Source organism: Howardella ureilytica, assembly GCF_054657495.1.
On record NZ_BAAHYP010000003.1, the window covers coordinates 1 to 17,951 of the forward strand.

Consider the following 17,951-nt stretch of genomic DNA (forward strand, 5'->3'; position numbering starts at 1 on the left):
TTGCCGCGGCGACTTGTATATAATATCAATACCCCAATATAATGTCAACACCTTTTTTGAAAAATATTTGAATTTATTTTCAAAATTTTAGGAAATTCATAAATATTCTTTTCCAGACCTTTAAAATATTTGATTTTTATCGGTTACTTGATCGTTTTCAAAACGCATCTACAATATTTATATTTTTGTTTTAATTCCGCGAAACGGCAGAAAAATGCGACTTTTGCCGTATTTTCAAAGTTTATGCAAATATCATATCCGTTCGATATTAAGCAATATATAATATTCTCGTTAATATTATACATATATTACTTTTCTTTCGTTAGTATTATATATTGCTTTTCTAAAAGTATACATTTTAAAGGCGGTTGTTTTACCGCCTTTTTATTCCAAAACAAAATGATCTTTGTATTTTTCGACAAATGCCTTTCCCAAAGGAGTTTCTTTATCATATTCAATATGAACCCTGTTTCTCTCATAAAGTGGATCAGGTATATGTATGGATGATAACAGAGATTTTGTATACGGATGTATAGGATTGTTGAACAGTTCTTCCGTGTCCGCAAGTTCAACAAGTTTTCCTTTTAACATTACACCTATTCTGTTACTTATAAACCTTACCGCTGAGAGATCATGAGCAATAAAAAGCATGGAAAATCCGTGTTCCTTCTGTAAATGCTTAAATAACATAATTATTTGAGCCTGAATCGAAACGTCCAAAGACGCTATCGGCTCATCCGCAATAATAATCGACGGTGAAGTTATAAGAGATCTTGCAATACATACTCTCTGCCTTTGCCCGCCAGACATTTCCGAAGGATATTTCGAAAGATAAATGCCGTCCATTCCCACTCTCTTGAGATTATAAATTACTTTATCTTTTAAATTTCCCTTGTTTTCATACAGTTTTTGGATAACAAGAGGTTCTCTTACAATTTGCTCTACCGTCATACGAGGATTAAGAGAAGCACTCGAGTCCTGAAATATAAGCTGCATTTCCTTTTTAAATAATTCAACATTTTCTTTACAAGGCTTGCGCCCCGAGACAAGCATATTCTTATAATATATTTCACCTTCCGTGGGGCGATAGATATCGGAAATACATCTTGCCGTTGTTGACTTACCGCATCCAGACTCTCCTACAAGTCCGAATATTTCATTTTTCTTTATTCCGAATGATATTCCATCTACTGCTTTTATGACGAAATTTTCATTTATTTTAAAATGTTGCTTTAAATCTTTTACTTTAATTAAGTAATCTTCTTCCATATTCCCTTCCCACGCTCCAATTGTATAGGACGATTAACCTTTGGAGCTCTCTCGTCCAAAAGCCATGTTGCCGCATAATGCGTATCAGAAATTTTAAACATAGGAGGCTCTTTTTCATAATCTATTGCTAAAGCATATTCATTGCGCACTGCAAATGCATCTCCCTTAGGTGGGTCAATAAGCACTGGAGGCGTTCCAGGAATGCTATACAGCTCTCCACTTTCTATTGCAAGAGCCGGAAGAGATGATAACAACCCCCATGTATACGGATGCTCAGGACGATAATAAATATCCTCTGCCGTTCCTATTTCTATTATTTTACCTGCATACATTACTGCAACTCGGTCTGCTATTTTAGCAACCGCGCCTAGATCATGAGAGATAAAAACTATTGATATTCCCATTTTGTTTTTTATTTCAATAAGCAAGTCAAGTATCTTATCAGCAACCGTTACATCAAGAGCCGTTGTAGGCTCATCTGCAAATAATATTTTAGGACGAGTTGCCAAGGCCACCGCTATAACACACCTTTGCCTCATTCCGCCAGAAAAAAAGTGTGGCTGAAGATGATACATTTTCTCTGGCTCATTTATGCCCACTAATCTCAACAAATCTATGGACATTTCCTTTGCTTTTTCTCTATCCTTTTTTTGGTGTCTAATTATGGATTCTGTTATTTGCTTTCCAACTGGCATAGTAGGATTAAGCGTAAGAAGCGGATCTTGAAATATCATAGACATACGTCCACCTCTTAGCTTTCTCATTTTCCCTTCTTTGTAATCTGTAATATCTTCGTTGTCTACTGTAATTTTTCCACTTTTTATTTTTGCATTTTTTTGCAGTAATTTCATTACACTTTGGCACATTACAGTCTTGCCACATCCAGACTCTCCTACAATACACAATATTTCTCCCTTATTGACAGTCAGATTAATATTTCTTACCGCTTCAACTTCTCCTTTAGGTGTATTAAAGCTTACTGAATAGTTTTCTAATTTTAATATTTCTTCCATATCTGTGCTAATAAAAATCTATGTTAAAAGCTTTGTAATCTTTTATCTGTTCAGAGTCCATTCTTCTACATTCCACATAACGCCTCTTGCATGATGTCCCAGTACACTCTTAGTGTTAAGACCTGTAAGTGACTTTGTTCCTACATAGTTACCGTTAAGGTAGTTAACCAAGACAACTGCAGGATCTTTTGCATATGCAATTTCAAAGTTTTTATAAGCTTCCTTACGCTCCTCTTCTGTTTCCGCATGTCTTCCTTCTGATAAATATTTATCAACATCTGGATTAGAATATTTCATTGTATTTCCTTTAGATGATGAATATAGATTTGAATAAATCATATCAGGATCATACTCAGTTGAATATCCAGCAAGGAATGAGTCATATGAAGGATGATCGAACTTAGGCACAAGAACTACTTCCATATCAACTCCAGCTTGCTTAAGCATACTTGATGTTACATTTGCAATTTCAACTCTTTCTTCCTCATATTCTCGAACTTGAGTTGTAAAATGGAAAGGCTGTCCGTTTCTTTCATATATTCCGTTAGTTCCTTTTGTCCAGCCAAGCTTTGTCATTTCCTCATCAAATTTATTTAAATCATATGTATAAATGTCTGAATCTTTTGAGCTTCCTAAAGGATTTTTCTGAATTGGACTATATGCTACACTTCCCTGTCCTTTTATTACGCTTTTCACAATAGTTTCCTTATCTATAGCATAATTTAGGACACCGGCTGAGTCTTTATTTTTACTCCAGAATTCTCTACCATAATTGAGAGCAATTCCTCTGTAGTCGGCACTTGGGAAATCCCATACAGTATAATTCGTATTAGTTCTAAACTTTTCTGCATATTTAGGAGCTAGCCATGCAAGATCCACTTCTCCAGATTCGACAAGCTGAGCCTTTGTTGTTTCATCCTCAACTATTCTGTAATTTACATGCTCTATACTAGGAACCTTACCATAATAGTCAGCATTTTTATCTAAGGAAATTGTATTTGCTCCCGTGTCCCAAGATGAGAATTTGTACTTACCTGTTCCGATAGGCTTTTGATTATACTCTGTTGTGGCAAGGTCTTGCCCTTCATAAACATGCTTAGGCAAAATACCAATAGTAAAATATTCGGGCATTCCATTATCATTCTGTGATAGCTTCATAACCACCGTATTCTTATCAGGTGCAGTTATACTGATTATATCTTCATAATTAGCTTTAAGAGAAGATGAAACAGCATCACTCTTTACCAATTGATCATATGTAAATATTACATCATCGGCTGTAAAAGGTGTTCCGTCGTGCCATTTTACATTTTTTCTTAAGTGAAATGTATATGTATGTGAATCCTTGTCATAATCAAAGCTTTCTGCCAAATCTCCAACCGGCTTTCCTGATTCATCTTCCTTTGTAAGTCCTGAGAATATCATTCTTGTCACTTCATCATAACTATCAAGAAGGGGATTTATTGTGCTTGATGCTTCCCCTGCATAAACTAATGTATTGCCCCTTCCACCTGTATTAGAGCTTTCTCCAGATGAACCTGCATTAGATGTTCCACCACATGCTGCTAAGCTTACTGTTGTAATTGCTGTTCCTGCTAATGCTGTAATTTTAAATAATTTTCTTTTCATAAATATCTCCCTTTATTGTTATTTAAATTGTTTTGAATTATATGTTTTTGTTATATTGTTTTATCTAAGACAAAAAGTTTATATACTTTATATTGCTTTATCTGATTTAGTATACTTTGTTTTTCTGCTATGTCACTTTGATTAAGCTTTGTTTTTGTTATGTCGTTATGATTGAATTTTATTCTTGTTATATTGTTATGGTTGAATTCTATTTTTGTTGTACTGTTATAATTAAATTTTTATTTTTGTTATATTATTGTGGTTGAAGCTTTGTTTTATAAGTTGCTCGGTTTTCTATTTGTTTCTTTTCTAACATAATTTCCTAAATTAGTTATACATAGTAATGTTGCTACTATAAATATTCCCGGGAATACGATAACCCACCATGATCCAGTCAAAAGCGCTTTATTAGCCAGAGAAAGCATACTTCCCCAAGAGATTACATCTATAGGAAGTCCTAATCCCAAAAAACTGAGCGTGGATTCTGTAGTAATACATGTACTTATTGATGAAATAATTACAAACATAGCTGCAGATAGAAAATTTGGTAACAAATGCTTTACCATCACATATAAGAAGCTTCCGCCACAACTCCTTGCATATAATACATATTCACCATTTCTTATCTGCCTTACTTCGCTTCTAACGAGACGAGCCAAACTAAACCATCCAACTATTCCAATAACAACTGACAAGGTAATTACATTATTAGCTTGTAAGCTTGCTGATACTATAAGCGTAAAAAGTATTGTCGGTATACTTCCGCATATCTCAACAGCTCTCATCATTATTGATTCCACATTTTTCCCGGCTGTTCCTGAAATACTTCCATACACTACGCCGATAACAGCAATTATAGCTGCTCCCAACAGTCCTACAACAAGAGAAACTCTGCCCCCGTACCACATCATAGAATATATATCTCTGCCCAAAGAATCTGTTCCAAAAAAGAATTCGCCGTTAGGTGAGCTATCAAGGCTGGCAAGATAAAAACCGTTTGGATCGTGGTTTGCAAATAATCCTGCAAATATACAGCCAAATGCTATAAATGACAGGATTATTATAGATGCAATAGGCTTTCCTTTTAGCTTTGTCCTAAATGTCGCTTTCTTATATTTAGGTATATGCTCTTTATAACCTGCTCCCACAATCCTAAATTCATCATCGATAGGGGCATCCGTAACATTTATTTTTGCATTTTCTACCATTTGTACACCCCTGCAGCTTTCATTCTTGGATCTATTCTTTCATTTACAGTCTGCCCAATAAGGCTTGTAATAAATACAAACATGCCCGTTATTAGAACCGACAACATAAGAAGGTTATAATCATGCAATTTTGCACTTTCAATTGCGAGATTACCTATTCCTGGATAATCAAATATCGACTCAATAATTATTCCGCCTGTCATAATATGCGTTGTTGATATAGCCATAATGCTCACTATTGTAGGTGCTACATTTCTCAAACAATGCTTCCAAATAATTTCATATTTCTTTAGCCCCTTTGACTTTGCCAAAAGAACATAGTCCTTTCTTAATTCGTCAAGAAGCTTATTTCTTATCATATAGGCGTAATACCACAGATGGCTTGCTACCATTACAATTACCGGTAACACAAGATGCCACATTCTGTTTAATATATTGCCCGATTGCCCCATATCATATGCTCCACTACTTGGAAACCACTTTAGATTAATACTAAATACGAGCACTAATATAATGCCAAACCAGAATGTCGGCGTATAATAAAGAGTTGTCCCAGTCTTACTTATTATCCTGTCAATCCAGTTGTCTTCATTAGCCGCACATACAACTGCAAGTAATATTGCAAGTGCGAAAACAATTACATACGCTGTAATTCCAAGTATAAGTGTATTCGGAAGCAACGGAACGACAACATCAAGCACTGGTTTTTTATACTTTAATGATAATCCGAAGTCTCCTGTAAATATTCCACCTACCCACTTAAAATATTGAATAATAATATTCTCATCTAATCCGAGTCTATTTCTTGCAGCTGCTACTTCTTCAGGTGGCATTGAATACAGCTTGTCTCCATAAAAAGAAATCAAAGGATCACCAGGTGCTATTCTTGATAAAATAAAAAGAATAATTGATAATGAAAACATACATATGACAAAAAGCAATATCCTGTTTAAGAGCACTTTCCCTAAGCTCTTTTTAAACACATTTCCATTTAATTGTTGTTTCATGTTGGTACTTCTCCGATAAATGCAGTCCAATGTGGCATATCTGAATCAGACATTTCTTTAGGCATTTCTATAACCTCTACATTTATTAGTCCCGCATCGAGATAAGTTTTAACATAATCTTCTCTTTTGGCATTACTAAGAGGCAGAAACACTTCCCCCTCTTCTTTTTTGTAATACGAAGAACCGTCCGTATCCATTACTCTCATAAATGAAATAATTCTCCCACCTGGACGAACCACTCTTTTCCACTCTTTCAATGCATTTACAGGATCGGTAAGCGTCCAAAGAACTCTTGAATTTACTACCGCATCGAATTCGTTGTCGTAAAACGGCATTTCTTCGCAAAGAGAATATATGAAATCAATATGAAGCCCTCTATTAGATGCCTTTCTCATTCCAATTTCCATCATTTCTCTGGAAATGTCGATTCCTTTTACATCATATCCGTTTTCTGCAAGAATAAGAGCAAGAAAACCAGTTCCAGTGCCTATATCAAGCACCTTTTTAACATCTTCATCCCCTTCTCTTAAGAGTGTCATTAATTCCTTCGACCATAGATTGATATTTTCCATGTTATGTTGTTCATCAAAATATGATGAATATTCATCCCAATACCCTGCTATGGCCTCAATGTCTTTTGAATTAATATTCATACGCCCTCCATTTTTTATTTATTCTTAATAAATTTGCAATCATATAATGCTACTCTCAAATAGTCATTTAATACCTGTATATGGGGATACAGGTAATATATATGAATAATATTAACTATCCTTGAATGTAAACTTTAAATAATTAATGTAATACGCCTTGTTTCTTGCTGTCATCTGATTTATTCTCACTACCAATTCAACTTATTTTGAATTGAAATTAGAGATTTTGGTTTAGTGATAAATGGATTGGAGTTTAAGCTTCCAATTCACCTTATTCAACTTCTTTTGAAGTAATAAACGCAGTTTTTTACAATACGCTTATTTCAGGATGTATATCATAAATGCTCATTGTAAAATAGATATCATAAGATACACATTACAAAACATATATTGCAAATCACATATAACAAGATGCTTTTTGCAAATGCATATTACTAAGCTAATATCGCAACCTACATGGCACATATACACATTCAGAAAATAAAAAATGTCAAATATTACGAAAACCATTCGTAATATTTGACATTTATCATTCGTTAATATGTAATTTATAAATCAGCCGAAGAATCTCTTAATCTCGATTTCGGCATTTTCAACGGAATCGGAACCGTGGATAATGTTCTGACCTGTTGAATTGGCAAAGTCACCTCTGATTGTACCTGCTGCAGCCTCTTCAAATTTTGTTGCGCCCATGATAATTCTTGCGCCTGCTACTGCGTTTTCTCCCTCGACAATCATTCCGAAAACAGGACCTGATGTCATATACTCAACAATTTCAGGGAAGAAAGGCTTATCTGCAATGTGCGCATAGTGTTCACGAAGGATAGCCTCATCAAGGTTCATCATCTTTGCATCTGTGATTTTATATCCTTTACGCTCGATACGCGCAATAACCTCACCCATAAGTCCTCTCTTAATGCAATCAGGTTTAAGCATAAGATATGTTCTTTCTACTGCCATGTTAATTCTCCTTAAACTATATGTATTTTAATACGCTCATTCTATTATATAATCGTCTTCAATTTCAACCTTTTTATAAAATGATAAATTAAAATTGTATCATTGACCACAAGGCGCTTAACGGAAACACAAGAATCATAGCCGGTATCATGTCAGCCACCGGAAACATTTTTAAATTCATAATTCTGAATCCGTTGGCAACCATTAAAATTCCGCTTACGGATCTGAAGTCGTTAAGCATATCCGGAGTTGTAATCGGGAAGATAATCTTAGCGAGATAAAATATTATTATAAAAATAATAAACTGCGGTATGGATATATATTTAACTATGGCTCCGTATGCACACGTAAATATAATTACGGAAAAGAAATCCAGTATTGATTTGGAAAATAATATACTGTTATCACCGTTCATTCCGGAGATGATCGATCCGTAAATACCCGTTCCGCTTGCGCAAAAAAGAACAATTACAGTGACCAAACCGTTTTTTCTGACCTTTTCTTCGTCAGCAGTTAACTCTTCTTTTTTCATCGGTATGATCTTCGTAATTATCTGTTCCAGTTTGGCCGCACCTTTTTCTATCATTCTGTTGAAATGAATCATGCTTCCTATTACGGTTCCCACGAGTATCGAGAGGATTACCGCCGGCATGTTTTTCATAAGTATGACCGTTGTTATGCCCATGGCCATGGAACATAATCCGAATATCATTATGAGCTTCTCTTTAATGCTCTCGCTTAGCCTGTTACCGGCAACCTCTCCTATCAGTCCTCCTCCGAATATTACTATTGAATTTACGATTATGCCTATAGGCATTAGAAACACCTTCTCACTGTATATTTTATTTTTGAGAGGTATTGTATCACAAAATTTAAATCTATGTTAAGTTAAAGTTTACTTATATCGTCTGTTCTGTTATCTCTCCTGTATTCATAATCATCCGGATATACGGAATATTCGCTTTCCGTTTCGTCTGATACATTGTTATCTTTATCCTTATCATACTTATTATCGTCTTCCGACTTTGTATCTTTGTTTTTCTGTTCCTGTTCAAACTGTTCTTTACGCTCTTTAATTACTTTTTCCACGGCTTCCCTTCTCTCCTTTTTCTGCATCTCCTCAAACAGCTTCTTTTCGCTGTCTACCCTGTTCTTCATCCTTATGTATGTCTGGAAGGCAAACATTCCTATTAATGCGATTACCACAACCAGTACAATGATTTGAGTATTGTTCATTTTTTCACCGCCTTCCCCGTTTAATTAAATTTAATTAAATAATTTTGTCACTATTCTATATTTTTTAAAGTTAAATATCAAATCACACTTGTAACTTTTTGTGTGAGTAAATATTTTCAGTCTTATACTTAACCGAAAACCCGTCTCTCCGTTTATTCGCTTATCGTAAATAACCCTTTGTATAAAAATATGTTAATGATTTCACTGAAAAACATATTGTTCCTTTCTATAAAATATATGTCAACAATTTCACTGAGACATATTATCTGTTGCTCTCAAAAAACCTGTCATCCGGTTGCTCCGAAAATATTTTCTTGAAATATAAATACATATATTGTTACAATGAAAATTCTATTTTTTCTTTAAATGCACTTTTTGCATATGTTATAATTGCCTTGTAAAATATGTATCAGTGTTCATTTAATAACATTTACACACAATTATTAATTTAAAAAGGAGGTAGTGTATGGACTTTTTGGTCGTACTGCTGATCATGGTATTTGCCGTGGTACTTGCCGATATCCTTGCCGAATTCGTGCCGGCAATCGCAAGCCCGTTAATAAAAATCGGCATCGGCATTGCTATTTCATTTCTTCCGTTAGCGGCTCACTTCCATATATCTCATGAATATTTTCATTTAATATTCATAGCACCGCTTGTATACTACGGCGGTATGGAAATAAGCCGTAAGGATCTGTGGAAAATGAAGGGTTCCATTGCCAATATGGCTGTTGTTCTCTTATTAATCACAGGATTTATTACCGGACTCGTTCTTAAGAGTCTTATTCCTCAGATTACGGTCGTGGCCGCCATAACCCTTATGTCCGCTCTCGGATCAACAGACCACATCGCCGTTGATAATGTGGAAAAACACAGCAGCGTTCCTCACAGACTGATGGAGCTTCTGAAAAATGAATCTGTTTTTGCGGAAGTAACCTCTGTTATTTTCCTTCAGACATGCATCAATGTAATGGGAGGCGAAGGCGCTCATTTAGACCATGCAGTGCTTGAATTCCTTATCGAACTCGGAGGCGGTCTGTTAGTCGGAGCCATCCTCGGCATCGGAAAGTTTTTACTTGTCCGTTTTCTGTATACGCAGGGCATTAAGAAGACGCCGCTCCATACACTTATCGGCGTTGTATTCCCGTTCTTTGCTTATATAATTGCCGACCACTTCCATGTAAGCGGCGTTGTTGCCATATTCCTTGCGGGAATTATTTCCACATTCGAATATGATGAAAAAGTCGGAGAGGCAATCAGACTTGACAGCGGTGCTAAGAATGTGTGGAGTTTCCTGTCATTTACCCTTGACGGACTCATTTTTGTATACTTGGGAATGCAGATTCCTCACACTCTTGAGGCTCTTATATTTAACCATATGGAAATGGATCACTGGTGGGCTCTTTGGATTATACTTATCGTATCCGGAGTTATCCTCCTTATTCGTTTCTTATGGTCGTTACTTACGCTTCCTAAATATGTATACGCGGAACAGCATCCTATTTCCAAAGTACGAGCTTCTCTGCTTTTTGCCATGTCCGGAGCCAGAGGTGCAATTACCTGGGCCGCAATCGGAGGTATACCTGCGGTGTTGGCAAACGGAACCGAATTCCCTCTGCTTGACGAAATAAGCGTAATAGCAATGGGTGTTATAATCGTTTCCCTCGCCGTGTCGTATATATTCCTTCCTATTATCGCCCCTGTTGAAAATAAATCTCTTTCTCCTAAGCAAATGGATGAAGTGAGAGTTAACATTTTCCTTCAGGTTGCAGACAGTCTCGACGCAGAAGCAACCCCTCAGACAAGAGCCGAAACCAATATTGTCGCTTTCAGGTACAGAGACTGGGCAGACGATATACAGATGACTCTCCTAGGCAATAAAGAAACGGCAAAGGAGCTTGACAAGGTTCATAACAAAATCGTCGAATGGCAGAAGGAAAATATCAAACAGCTTAAATACAATAATGTAATCGACATTGAAGGCGTTGATCATTTTAACAGATTAATAGACGATCAAAATCCTAATCACAAACGCCACAGCGTAACGTCGATTGCAATCAGCAACTTCTTCAGTAAGCTGAAGGCAAGAAAGATTGCCAACTCGGGAGAATTCAGAAACAATAAGGATACATTTATTACGGTTACGAAATCCAATACCGAATATGTTCTCTCTAAACTTGAAGATGAATATAAGGCTAATCCTGATTCAGAGGCTCTCGAATTGTACATACAAAAGTATCAGTTTAATTTGAGCCGGCTTAACTACTATATTGAATTGGATGATCCTAAGAATATCGATGAATCCGATTTGAGAAGAGTTGAAAGAAGAGCTCTGGAAATTGAAAATACCATAATTCAGGAAGAATTCGAAAACGGAACTTTACCTTATGAGGACGCTAAGAAACTTAAGACGAATGTTGCATATGCGAATCTTGAACTTAACGGTTCCCTTCACTGAATTTAAATATTAAACGGTAAAAAAAATGACCTCGGGTTACCCCCGAGGTCATTTTTTACGGACTCTGCTTCACTTTACTTACTTAGCAAAAAGCCTCTTTTCATTTTTTGACTTTTAAACTTGCTTCAAAAAGCCCGCCTTTACTTTTTACGTTTTTTAAATAATCCGAAAACGGTTCTTATGTCATCCGCGGTGTTTGACGCTATTGTATAATCGTCATACACGCCTTCTTCAATCATTCTCTCGCGGTTTTTCGCAATAAGCTCACCTTCCGCATGAATCCTTGCCGTATCTGCAGCATCACCTACAATGTCTGAAATTATCTCTTCTTTGTTGTCTTTTAACATCTGCCTGAATGTTGCCTTTGAGAAATCCTTTTCCTCCTTGGTCATCTTATGAGTCTTTTGCGGAAATCTTCCGACCATGGAATTAAAACGGTCACTCAAGCCTTCAGAAGCAAATCTGTTTTCAAATTCACTGTAGTCACCGCATCTCTCTCCAAGTGCGGTTATGTCATTAACAAATTTTTCAAATTCATCCCTGTTATCCGGGGTAATATCCAGATAATTAACAATGAAATCAACTTTGCTGTCAACGCAAATTTTCACATCATCTTTCATGCGGATCTCCTTTTATACTTTTATAAAAGAATATATATTACAATAATATTATATAATATACATCCGCTTTGACATATCCTCACAAAGTACTATTAATTAACTTATTTCCTGCTGATGTTTGAAAATGACAACTCCGTTATTCCCGAAGGCGGTCTCTTTGTGAATGCCGAAACTATCGGAACTATTATAAAGCCTGCCAGCATACAGAACGCACCTGCATTAATAGGCGAACGGAGAATAACCGGAAATATATGAGCACCTGTTAAATTGCCCACAAAGTTAATCACCATGAATGCAACAGCAAATATAAAGTTTACCCAACATGCCGCTTTGGTTGTTCCCTTCCAAAACAGCGAATACAGAAACGGCGCAAGAAATGCTCCCGCCAACGCTCCCCATGAAATACCCATAAGCTGAGCTATAAACGTAACGTTGGATTTATATTGGATTATTGCAATAATAACCGATATAGCAATAAATACTACAATAAGCACCCTCATAAGAAATACCTGAGACTTGTCTGACATTTTCTTTTTACCCGCTTCACTTATAAGGTCAATGGTAATTGTCGAACTGCTTGTAAGAACAAGGCTCGATAATGTTGACATGGAAGCCGAAAGAACCAATATCACAACTATTCCTATAAGAATATCCGGCAGACCCGAAAGCATTGTCGGAATAATGGAGTCGTATCCGCCTGATGATATATTTATCTGATCCGAAAACAGCCTTCCGAATCCTCCGAGGAAGTAACATCCTCCGGCAACAACCAATGCAAATATTGTGGAAATCACGGTTCCCTTTTTGATGGCGTCATCATCTTTAATGGCATAGAATTTCTGAACCATTTGAGGAAGTCCCCACGTACCCAGCGATGTAAGCAGTACAACTCCCAGAAGTCCTATCGGATCCGGTCCGAATATACTTGCGAAGGCACCCGGTTCTGCGCCCACGGAAGGATCGCTGATTTTTGCCATTTCGGCAAATGCCGCCGCAAATCCGCCCTTTCCGTTTACTACGGCTATTATTACCGCCACGATTCCTCCAAGCATTACCAGTCCCTGAATAAAATCATTTATTGCGGTAGCCATATATCCTCCGGCGATTACATAGATGCCCGTAAGTACGGCCATTATAATTACACATACCGTATAGTCGATGTTAAACGCCATACCGAAGAGCCTTGACAGCCCGTTATACAGTGATGCGGTATATGGAATCAGGAAAACAAACGTGATTATCGAAGCACCGATTTTAAGCGATTTAGAGCCGAATCGTTTGCCGAAGAAATCCGGCATTGTCGATGAATTCAGCGTATGCGACATTATTCTTGTTCTTTTTCCCAAAATAATCCATGCCAGAAGAGAACCTATAACGGCGTTGCCTATACCGGCCCATGTGGATGCCAAGCCGTATTTCCATCCGAACTGTCCTGCATATCCGACAAATACAACGGCACTGAAATAGCTCGTTCCATATGCAAATGCCGTAAGCCACGGACCTACTTTACGACCTCCTAGAACAAATCCGTCAACATTTTGCGCCTCTTTGCGGCAATAGAATCCCACGCCTAACATAACCGCAAAAAATACAACGAGCATAATAATTTTAATAGCCATATATTAAATCCTTTTCTGTTACAACTCACCGGCGTCTTCCTGAGTAAGAAGTTCAACGCCTTTAGATCTCAAAGCAGCCTCGGCGGCCGAATTATCCGCAACCTTAAGAATAATATGGGCAGTATCCATTGCCCTTCCGCCCAAAAATGCATATAAATAGTCAACATCCATTCCCGCATTGTTAAGAATGTTGATTGCATTGTTAAGGCTTCCCGGTCTGTCTCCGATGGTTATTGCAACGACAGGTGTGAGTTTACATACATATCCCTCTTCTTTAAGTATGTTCGCCGCACTGTAGACCTCTTCGACTATCATTCTTACAATACCGAACTCACTTGTTTCCGCCACGTTCATGGCCTGAATATTAACGTTATTTTCAGCGAGCACGGAAGTAAGGTTGGCAAGAGATCCTGATTTATTCTCTAAGAATACAGAGATTTGCATTATACTCATTGTTTATTCCTCCGTTAATTATAATTTTCTGTTATCTATTATTCTTACGGCCTTTCCTTCGGATCTGATGATGGATTTAGGCGCAACAAGGGTAACCGCCGCCTTTATACCCAACATTGAATGAAGTTCATCCGACAACTCTTTCTGCATATGAGTTATTTCGCCTAAATTATCGGTAAATATATCCGGCGTCATTTCAACATGTACGTCCAAAGTATCCGTATTATTCTCTCTGTCGACTATAATCTGATAGTTTGCCGCATAACCGTTATTAATAAGAACCGTTTCAATCTGAGTCGGAAATACGTTAACGCCGCGTATTATCAGCATATCATCCGTTCTTCCGAGAGGTTTTGTCATTCTTACGTGCGTTCTTCCGCATGAACATTTTTCTCTCGACAACACACAAATGTCTCTTGTTCTGTATCTTATGAGCGGAAATGCTTTTTTGGAGATTGAAGTAAACACCAACTCGCCCTTTTCGCCTTCCGGAAGAACTTCGCCGGTATCAGGATCTATTATTTCCGCAATAAAATGATCTTCATTAATATGCATCCCGTTCTGTTCTTCACATTCAAATGCAACTCCCGGACCCGACAGTTCCGTAAGACCGTATATGTCATATGCCTTAATTCCCAGAGTCTGTTCAATGTCATGTCTCATTTCCTCTGACCACGCTTCGGCGCCGAATATTCCGGCTTTTAAAGGTATGTCGTCGGGTCCGAGTCCCATTTCCTTCATTGATTCTCCGAGATATGCCGCATATGAAGGAGTACAACATAAAATAGTTGCCTTAAGATCTCTGATAAACATAATCTGTCTTTGAGTATTGCCGGAGGAAGCCGGAATCGTAAGGCAGCCCACCTTGTGGCTTCCCCCGTGAAGGCCTGCTCCTCCGGTAAATAATCCGTATCCGTATGCCACCTGACATACATCTTCATCCGTTCCTCCCGCCGCAACTATGGCTCTGGCGCAGCAGTCTTCCCATAAGTCGATATCATCCTGAGTATAGTATGCAATTACTCTTTTTCCGGTAGTTCCGGATGTGGAATGTATTCTTACGCAATCTTTTGTAGGAACCGCTAAAAGACCGTCAGGATAGTTATCTCTGAGAAAACTTTTTTCGGTGAACGGAAGCTTGCTTAAGTCGTCAACTGACTTAATGTCTTCCGGCGTTATACCGGCTTCCTCCATTTTAATCCTGTAAGGTTTGACATTTTCCCAAACATGTCTTACCTGCTCTACCAGTCTTCTGCTTTGAATATCACGTATTACTTCTCTTTCAGCGCATTCTATGTCTTTTTGGTAATAATTACCCATCATAATCTCCTATTGATAACAATGTTTTAAAATTTATTATGCGTTCTCTCCTAACTCAAACGCCTTCTTGTTCAATTCGACAAACTTTGCCGGAACCACCTGTTCAATGGCTTCTATCCAATCTTCCTTAGGAAAATCAAAATAGTGTGACAGTCTTCCGATAAGGACTATGTTGGCAGCTTTTGCATTGCCTGCCTTCAGCGCAAGCGATAAGCTGTCTATGGCATCTATTGATATACCGTCTTCTTCAACTCTTTTGGCAATATTCTCCGGATACTTTGCCGCTCCCGTAATAACAGGCATTGGATCTATTTCCTGATTACTTGTAATTATTTTACCGTTCGGTTTCAAATAATCCGCATATCTTGCGGCTTCAAGCATTTCAAACGATACTATATAGTCCGCTTCGCCCTTATCCACAACGGGAGAGCCAACTGAATCTCCGTATCGCACATAAGTAACCACGCTTCCGCCTCTTTGACTCATTCCGTGAACCTCGGATACTTTTACGTCATATCCTTTGTTCATAAATAATCTTCCCAGAAGTTTACTCGCAAGAAGGGAACCCTGTCCCCCTACTCCCACGATCATTATATTTTTAGTTTCCATTGAATTACTCCTCTCCCGGGTGCTCGAAAGCGCCGAAACCACACATTTGAACACATAAGTCACATCCGCTGCCCACACAAAGCGTTTCGTCCACGACAACCTTGCCGTCCTTCATTGCAAGAGCCGGACATCCGATTTTCATGCAGGCGCTACAGCCGGTACACTTATCCGGATTAACTCTGAGAGGCGGCAATTTCTTAACGGATTTTAACAATACGCAAGGTCTTCTTGTAATAATTACAGAAGGCTCTTCAGCCGCAAGTTCTTCCTTAACAACGGCATTGCATGCTTTAAGATCCAAAGGATCAACTACTCTTACTCTTCTTATACCCATTGCTTTCACAAGAGCTTCAAGATCTATCTTGCCCGCAGGGTCTCCCTTAATGTCATATCCTGTTGTAGGATTCTCCTGCTGACCTGTCATACCCGTGGTTGAATTGTCGAGAATAATAATTGTGGCATTTGACTGATTATATGCTATCTCCGCAAGGCCTGTCATACCTGAATGTATAAATGTTGAGTCGCCGATTACTCCGACTACATTTTTCGGAGCATCTTTGCCCAACGCCTTTAAGAATCCGTGAGTTGCGCTTACCGACGCTCCCATACAAAGAGTCATGTCCATTGCCGCAAGAGGTTCTGCTGCAGCAAGCGTATAACAGCCTATATCTCCTATAACGATACATTTATTTTTCTTCAATGTATAGAAGATACCTCTGTGAGGACATCCCGGACACATAATAGGAGGTCTTACCGGAGTCTCAAAATCAATCTTTGAATTCTCATCTATATCCTGACCCGCAAGGACCTTAGCTATCAGGTTCTGAGAATATTCTCCCACAATAGGAAGAATATCCTTGCCATGCACGTTGATCCCCAGTGATTTGCAATGTTCTTCCACGATAGGATCCATTTCCTCAACAACCGTTATATCATCCAAATCCTTGGCAAATTCCTTTATAAGCTCATCAGGGAATGGATATGGCATTCCGAGTTTAAGAATTGAAACCGAATCACCGAATACTTCCTTTATGTATTGATAAGAGGTCGAACCCGTAATAAATCCTCTTCTGCTTTCGGCGTCCGTTCCCTTTTCGATACGGTTAATTCCGCTTGTATTTCCCCAATCGCTGAGCTTTTTAACTCTTTCTTCCACAAACGGATGACGAATCTTGGCGTTGGCAGGTACCATTACGTACTTTGCGGGATCCTTCACATAAGGAATGGTTTCCCTTTCTTCTCTTTCGCCCGTTTCAACAACGGACTGTGAATGAGAAATCCTTGTACACATCTTTACGATTACCGGAGTATCGAATCTCTCTGAAATGTCAAATGCAATTTTAACAAACTCAAGAGTTTCCTGAGAGTTGGAAGGCTCCAACACCGGAACCTTACTTGCAATCGCATGATGTCTCGTATCCTGTTCATTCTGAGAAGAATGCATTCCCGGATCGTCGGCAACACCTACAACAAGTCCTCCTCTTACTCCCGTATATGACATTGTATAAAGCGGATCCGCGGCAACATTTAAACCTACATGCTTCATGCCGCAAAACGCTCTCTTACCCGCAAGAGACGCTCCGAACGCCGCTTCCATGGCAACCTTCTCATTTGGTGCCCACTCGCAATATATCTCATCGTATTTAGCGGCCTCTTCCGTTATCTCCGTACTCGGCGTACCGGGATAACTTGATGCAAATGTACATCCGGCTTCGTATAACCCTCTGGCAAACGCCTTATTACCAAGCATTAATTCTTTCATAACTGCCCCCTTGGTCTCATATATAATCAACGGATAAAAATCGTGGTTAAAATAATATCAACAATCTTTTATTCGCTGACATTAATCTAAAACTGTAAAACTGATTGATTTTATTTTTATAAATTTTATATGTAT

Annotated in this window: 16 protein-coding genes; 1 reads left to right on the top strand and 15 read right to left on the bottom strand. The window is 38.1% G+C overall.

Annotated features, from left to right (window positions below; translation table 11 throughout):
• Positions 1–384: 384 nt before the first annotated feature.
• From ACYQ1N_RS02045 to ACYQ1N_RS02085, 9 genes are all read right to left on the bottom strand, one after another.
• Positions 385–1,269, bottom strand: a complete 885-nt coding sequence (locus tag ACYQ1N_RS02045) for an ATP-binding cassette domain-containing protein (RefSeq protein ID WP_459832141.1) — start codon at positions 1,267–1,269, stop codon at positions 385–387.
• Positions 1,251–2,282 carry an ABC transporter ATP-binding protein gene (locus ACYQ1N_RS02050; protein ID WP_459832143.1) on the bottom strand — a complete coding sequence of 344 codons (1,032 nt, stop codon included), beginning with the start codon at positions 2,280–2,282 and terminating at the stop codon, positions 1,251–1,253. Before ACYQ1N_RS02050 ends, ACYQ1N_RS02045 begins: the two co-directional genes overlap by 19 nt.
• 42 nt (positions 2,283–2,324) lie before the next feature.
• Positions 2,325–3,911: an ABC transporter substrate-binding protein gene (locus ACYQ1N_RS02055; protein ID WP_459832145.1), complete on the bottom strand. Its 1,587-nt coding sequence runs from the start codon at positions 3,909–3,911 to the stop codon at positions 2,325–2,327.
• A gap of 275 nt (positions 3,912–4,186) precedes the next feature.
• Positions 4,187–5,119 carry an ABC transporter permease gene (locus ACYQ1N_RS02060; RefSeq protein ID WP_459832147.1) on the bottom strand — a complete coding sequence of 311 codons (933 nt, stop codon included), beginning with the start codon at positions 5,117–5,119 and terminating at the stop codon, positions 4,187–4,189.
• Positions 5,113–6,126, bottom strand: coding sequence for an ABC transporter permease (locus ACYQ1N_RS02065; protein ID WP_459832149.1), 1,014 nt, complete (start codon positions 6,124–6,126; stop codon positions 5,113–5,115). The genes ACYQ1N_RS02060 and ACYQ1N_RS02065 overlap by 7 nt, the downstream gene beginning before the upstream one ends.
• A complete protein-coding gene (locus ACYQ1N_RS02070) occupies positions 6,123–6,779 on the bottom strand; it encodes a class I SAM-dependent methyltransferase (protein ID WP_459832151.1) in 657 nt (218 codons plus the stop codon). Before ACYQ1N_RS02070 ends, ACYQ1N_RS02065 begins: the two co-directional genes overlap by 4 nt.
• A gap of 555 nt (positions 6,780–7,334) precedes the next feature.
• Positions 7,335–7,739, bottom strand: a complete 405-nt coding sequence (gene ndk, locus ACYQ1N_RS02075) for a nucleoside-diphosphate kinase (RefSeq protein ID WP_459832153.1) — start codon at positions 7,737–7,739, stop codon at positions 7,335–7,337.
• Positions 7,740–7,827: 88 nt separating this feature from the next.
• Positions 7,828–8,556 carry a DUF554 domain-containing protein gene (locus ACYQ1N_RS02080; protein ID WP_459832155.1) on the bottom strand — a complete coding sequence of 243 codons (729 nt, stop codon included), beginning with the start codon at positions 8,554–8,556 and terminating at the stop codon, positions 7,828–7,830.
• A gap of 71 nt (positions 8,557–8,627) precedes the next feature.
• Positions 8,628–8,975, bottom strand: a complete 348-nt coding sequence (locus ACYQ1N_RS02085; protein WP_459832158.1) for a hypothetical protein — start codon at positions 8,973–8,975, stop codon at positions 8,628–8,630.
• Between the two features lie 466 nt (positions 8,976–9,441).
• Here ACYQ1N_RS02085 and ACYQ1N_RS02090 point away from each other — a divergent pair, with 466 nt between their 5' ends.
• Positions 9,442–11,433 carry a cation:proton antiporter gene (locus ACYQ1N_RS02090; RefSeq protein ID WP_459832160.1) on the top strand — a complete coding sequence of 664 codons (1,992 nt, stop codon included), beginning with the start codon at positions 9,442–9,444 and terminating at the stop codon, positions 11,431–11,433.
• 140 nt (positions 11,434–11,573) lie between these two features.
• On the opposite strand, the gene ACYQ1N_RS02095 is transcribed toward ACYQ1N_RS02090, so the two are convergent.
• The 6 genes from ACYQ1N_RS02095 to iorA all read right to left on the bottom strand — a co-directional run bounded on the left by ACYQ1N_RS02095 (position 11,574) and on the right by iorA (position 17,816).
• On the bottom strand, positions 11,574–12,053 hold the full coding sequence (locus ACYQ1N_RS02095; protein WP_459832163.1) for a hypothetical protein: 480 nt from the start codon (positions 12,051–12,053) through the stop codon (positions 11,574–11,576).
• Between the two features lie 101 nt (positions 12,054–12,154).
• Positions 12,155–13,672 (bottom strand): sodium:solute symporter family transporter, encoded by a 1,518-nt coding sequence (locus tag ACYQ1N_RS02100; protein ID WP_459832165.1) that lies wholly within the window; start codon positions 13,670–13,672, stop codon positions 12,155–12,157.
• Positions 13,673–13,690: 18 nt separating this feature from the next.
• Entirely contained in the window at positions 13,691–14,125 is a 435-nt protein-coding gene (locus ACYQ1N_RS02105) for an ACT domain-containing protein (RefSeq protein ID WP_459832167.1), read from the bottom strand.
• An 18-nt stretch (positions 14,126–14,143) separates the two neighbouring features.
• A complete protein-coding gene (locus ACYQ1N_RS02110) occupies positions 14,144–15,445 on the bottom strand; it encodes a phenylacetate--CoA ligase family protein (RefSeq protein ID WP_459832169.1) in 1,302 nt (433 codons plus the stop codon).
• Positions 15,446–15,481: 36 nt separating this feature from the next.
• Complete coding sequence (locus ACYQ1N_RS02115) at positions 15,482–16,054, bottom strand: indolepyruvate oxidoreductase subunit beta (protein ID WP_459832172.1); 573 nt, start codon at positions 16,052–16,054, stop codon at positions 15,482–15,484.
• Between the two features lie 4 nt (positions 16,055–16,058).
• Entirely contained in the window at positions 16,059–17,816 is a 1,758-nt protein-coding gene (gene iorA, locus ACYQ1N_RS02120) for an indolepyruvate ferredoxin oxidoreductase subunit alpha (protein ID WP_459832174.1), read from the bottom strand.
• Positions 17,817–17,951 lie beyond the last annotated feature (135 nt).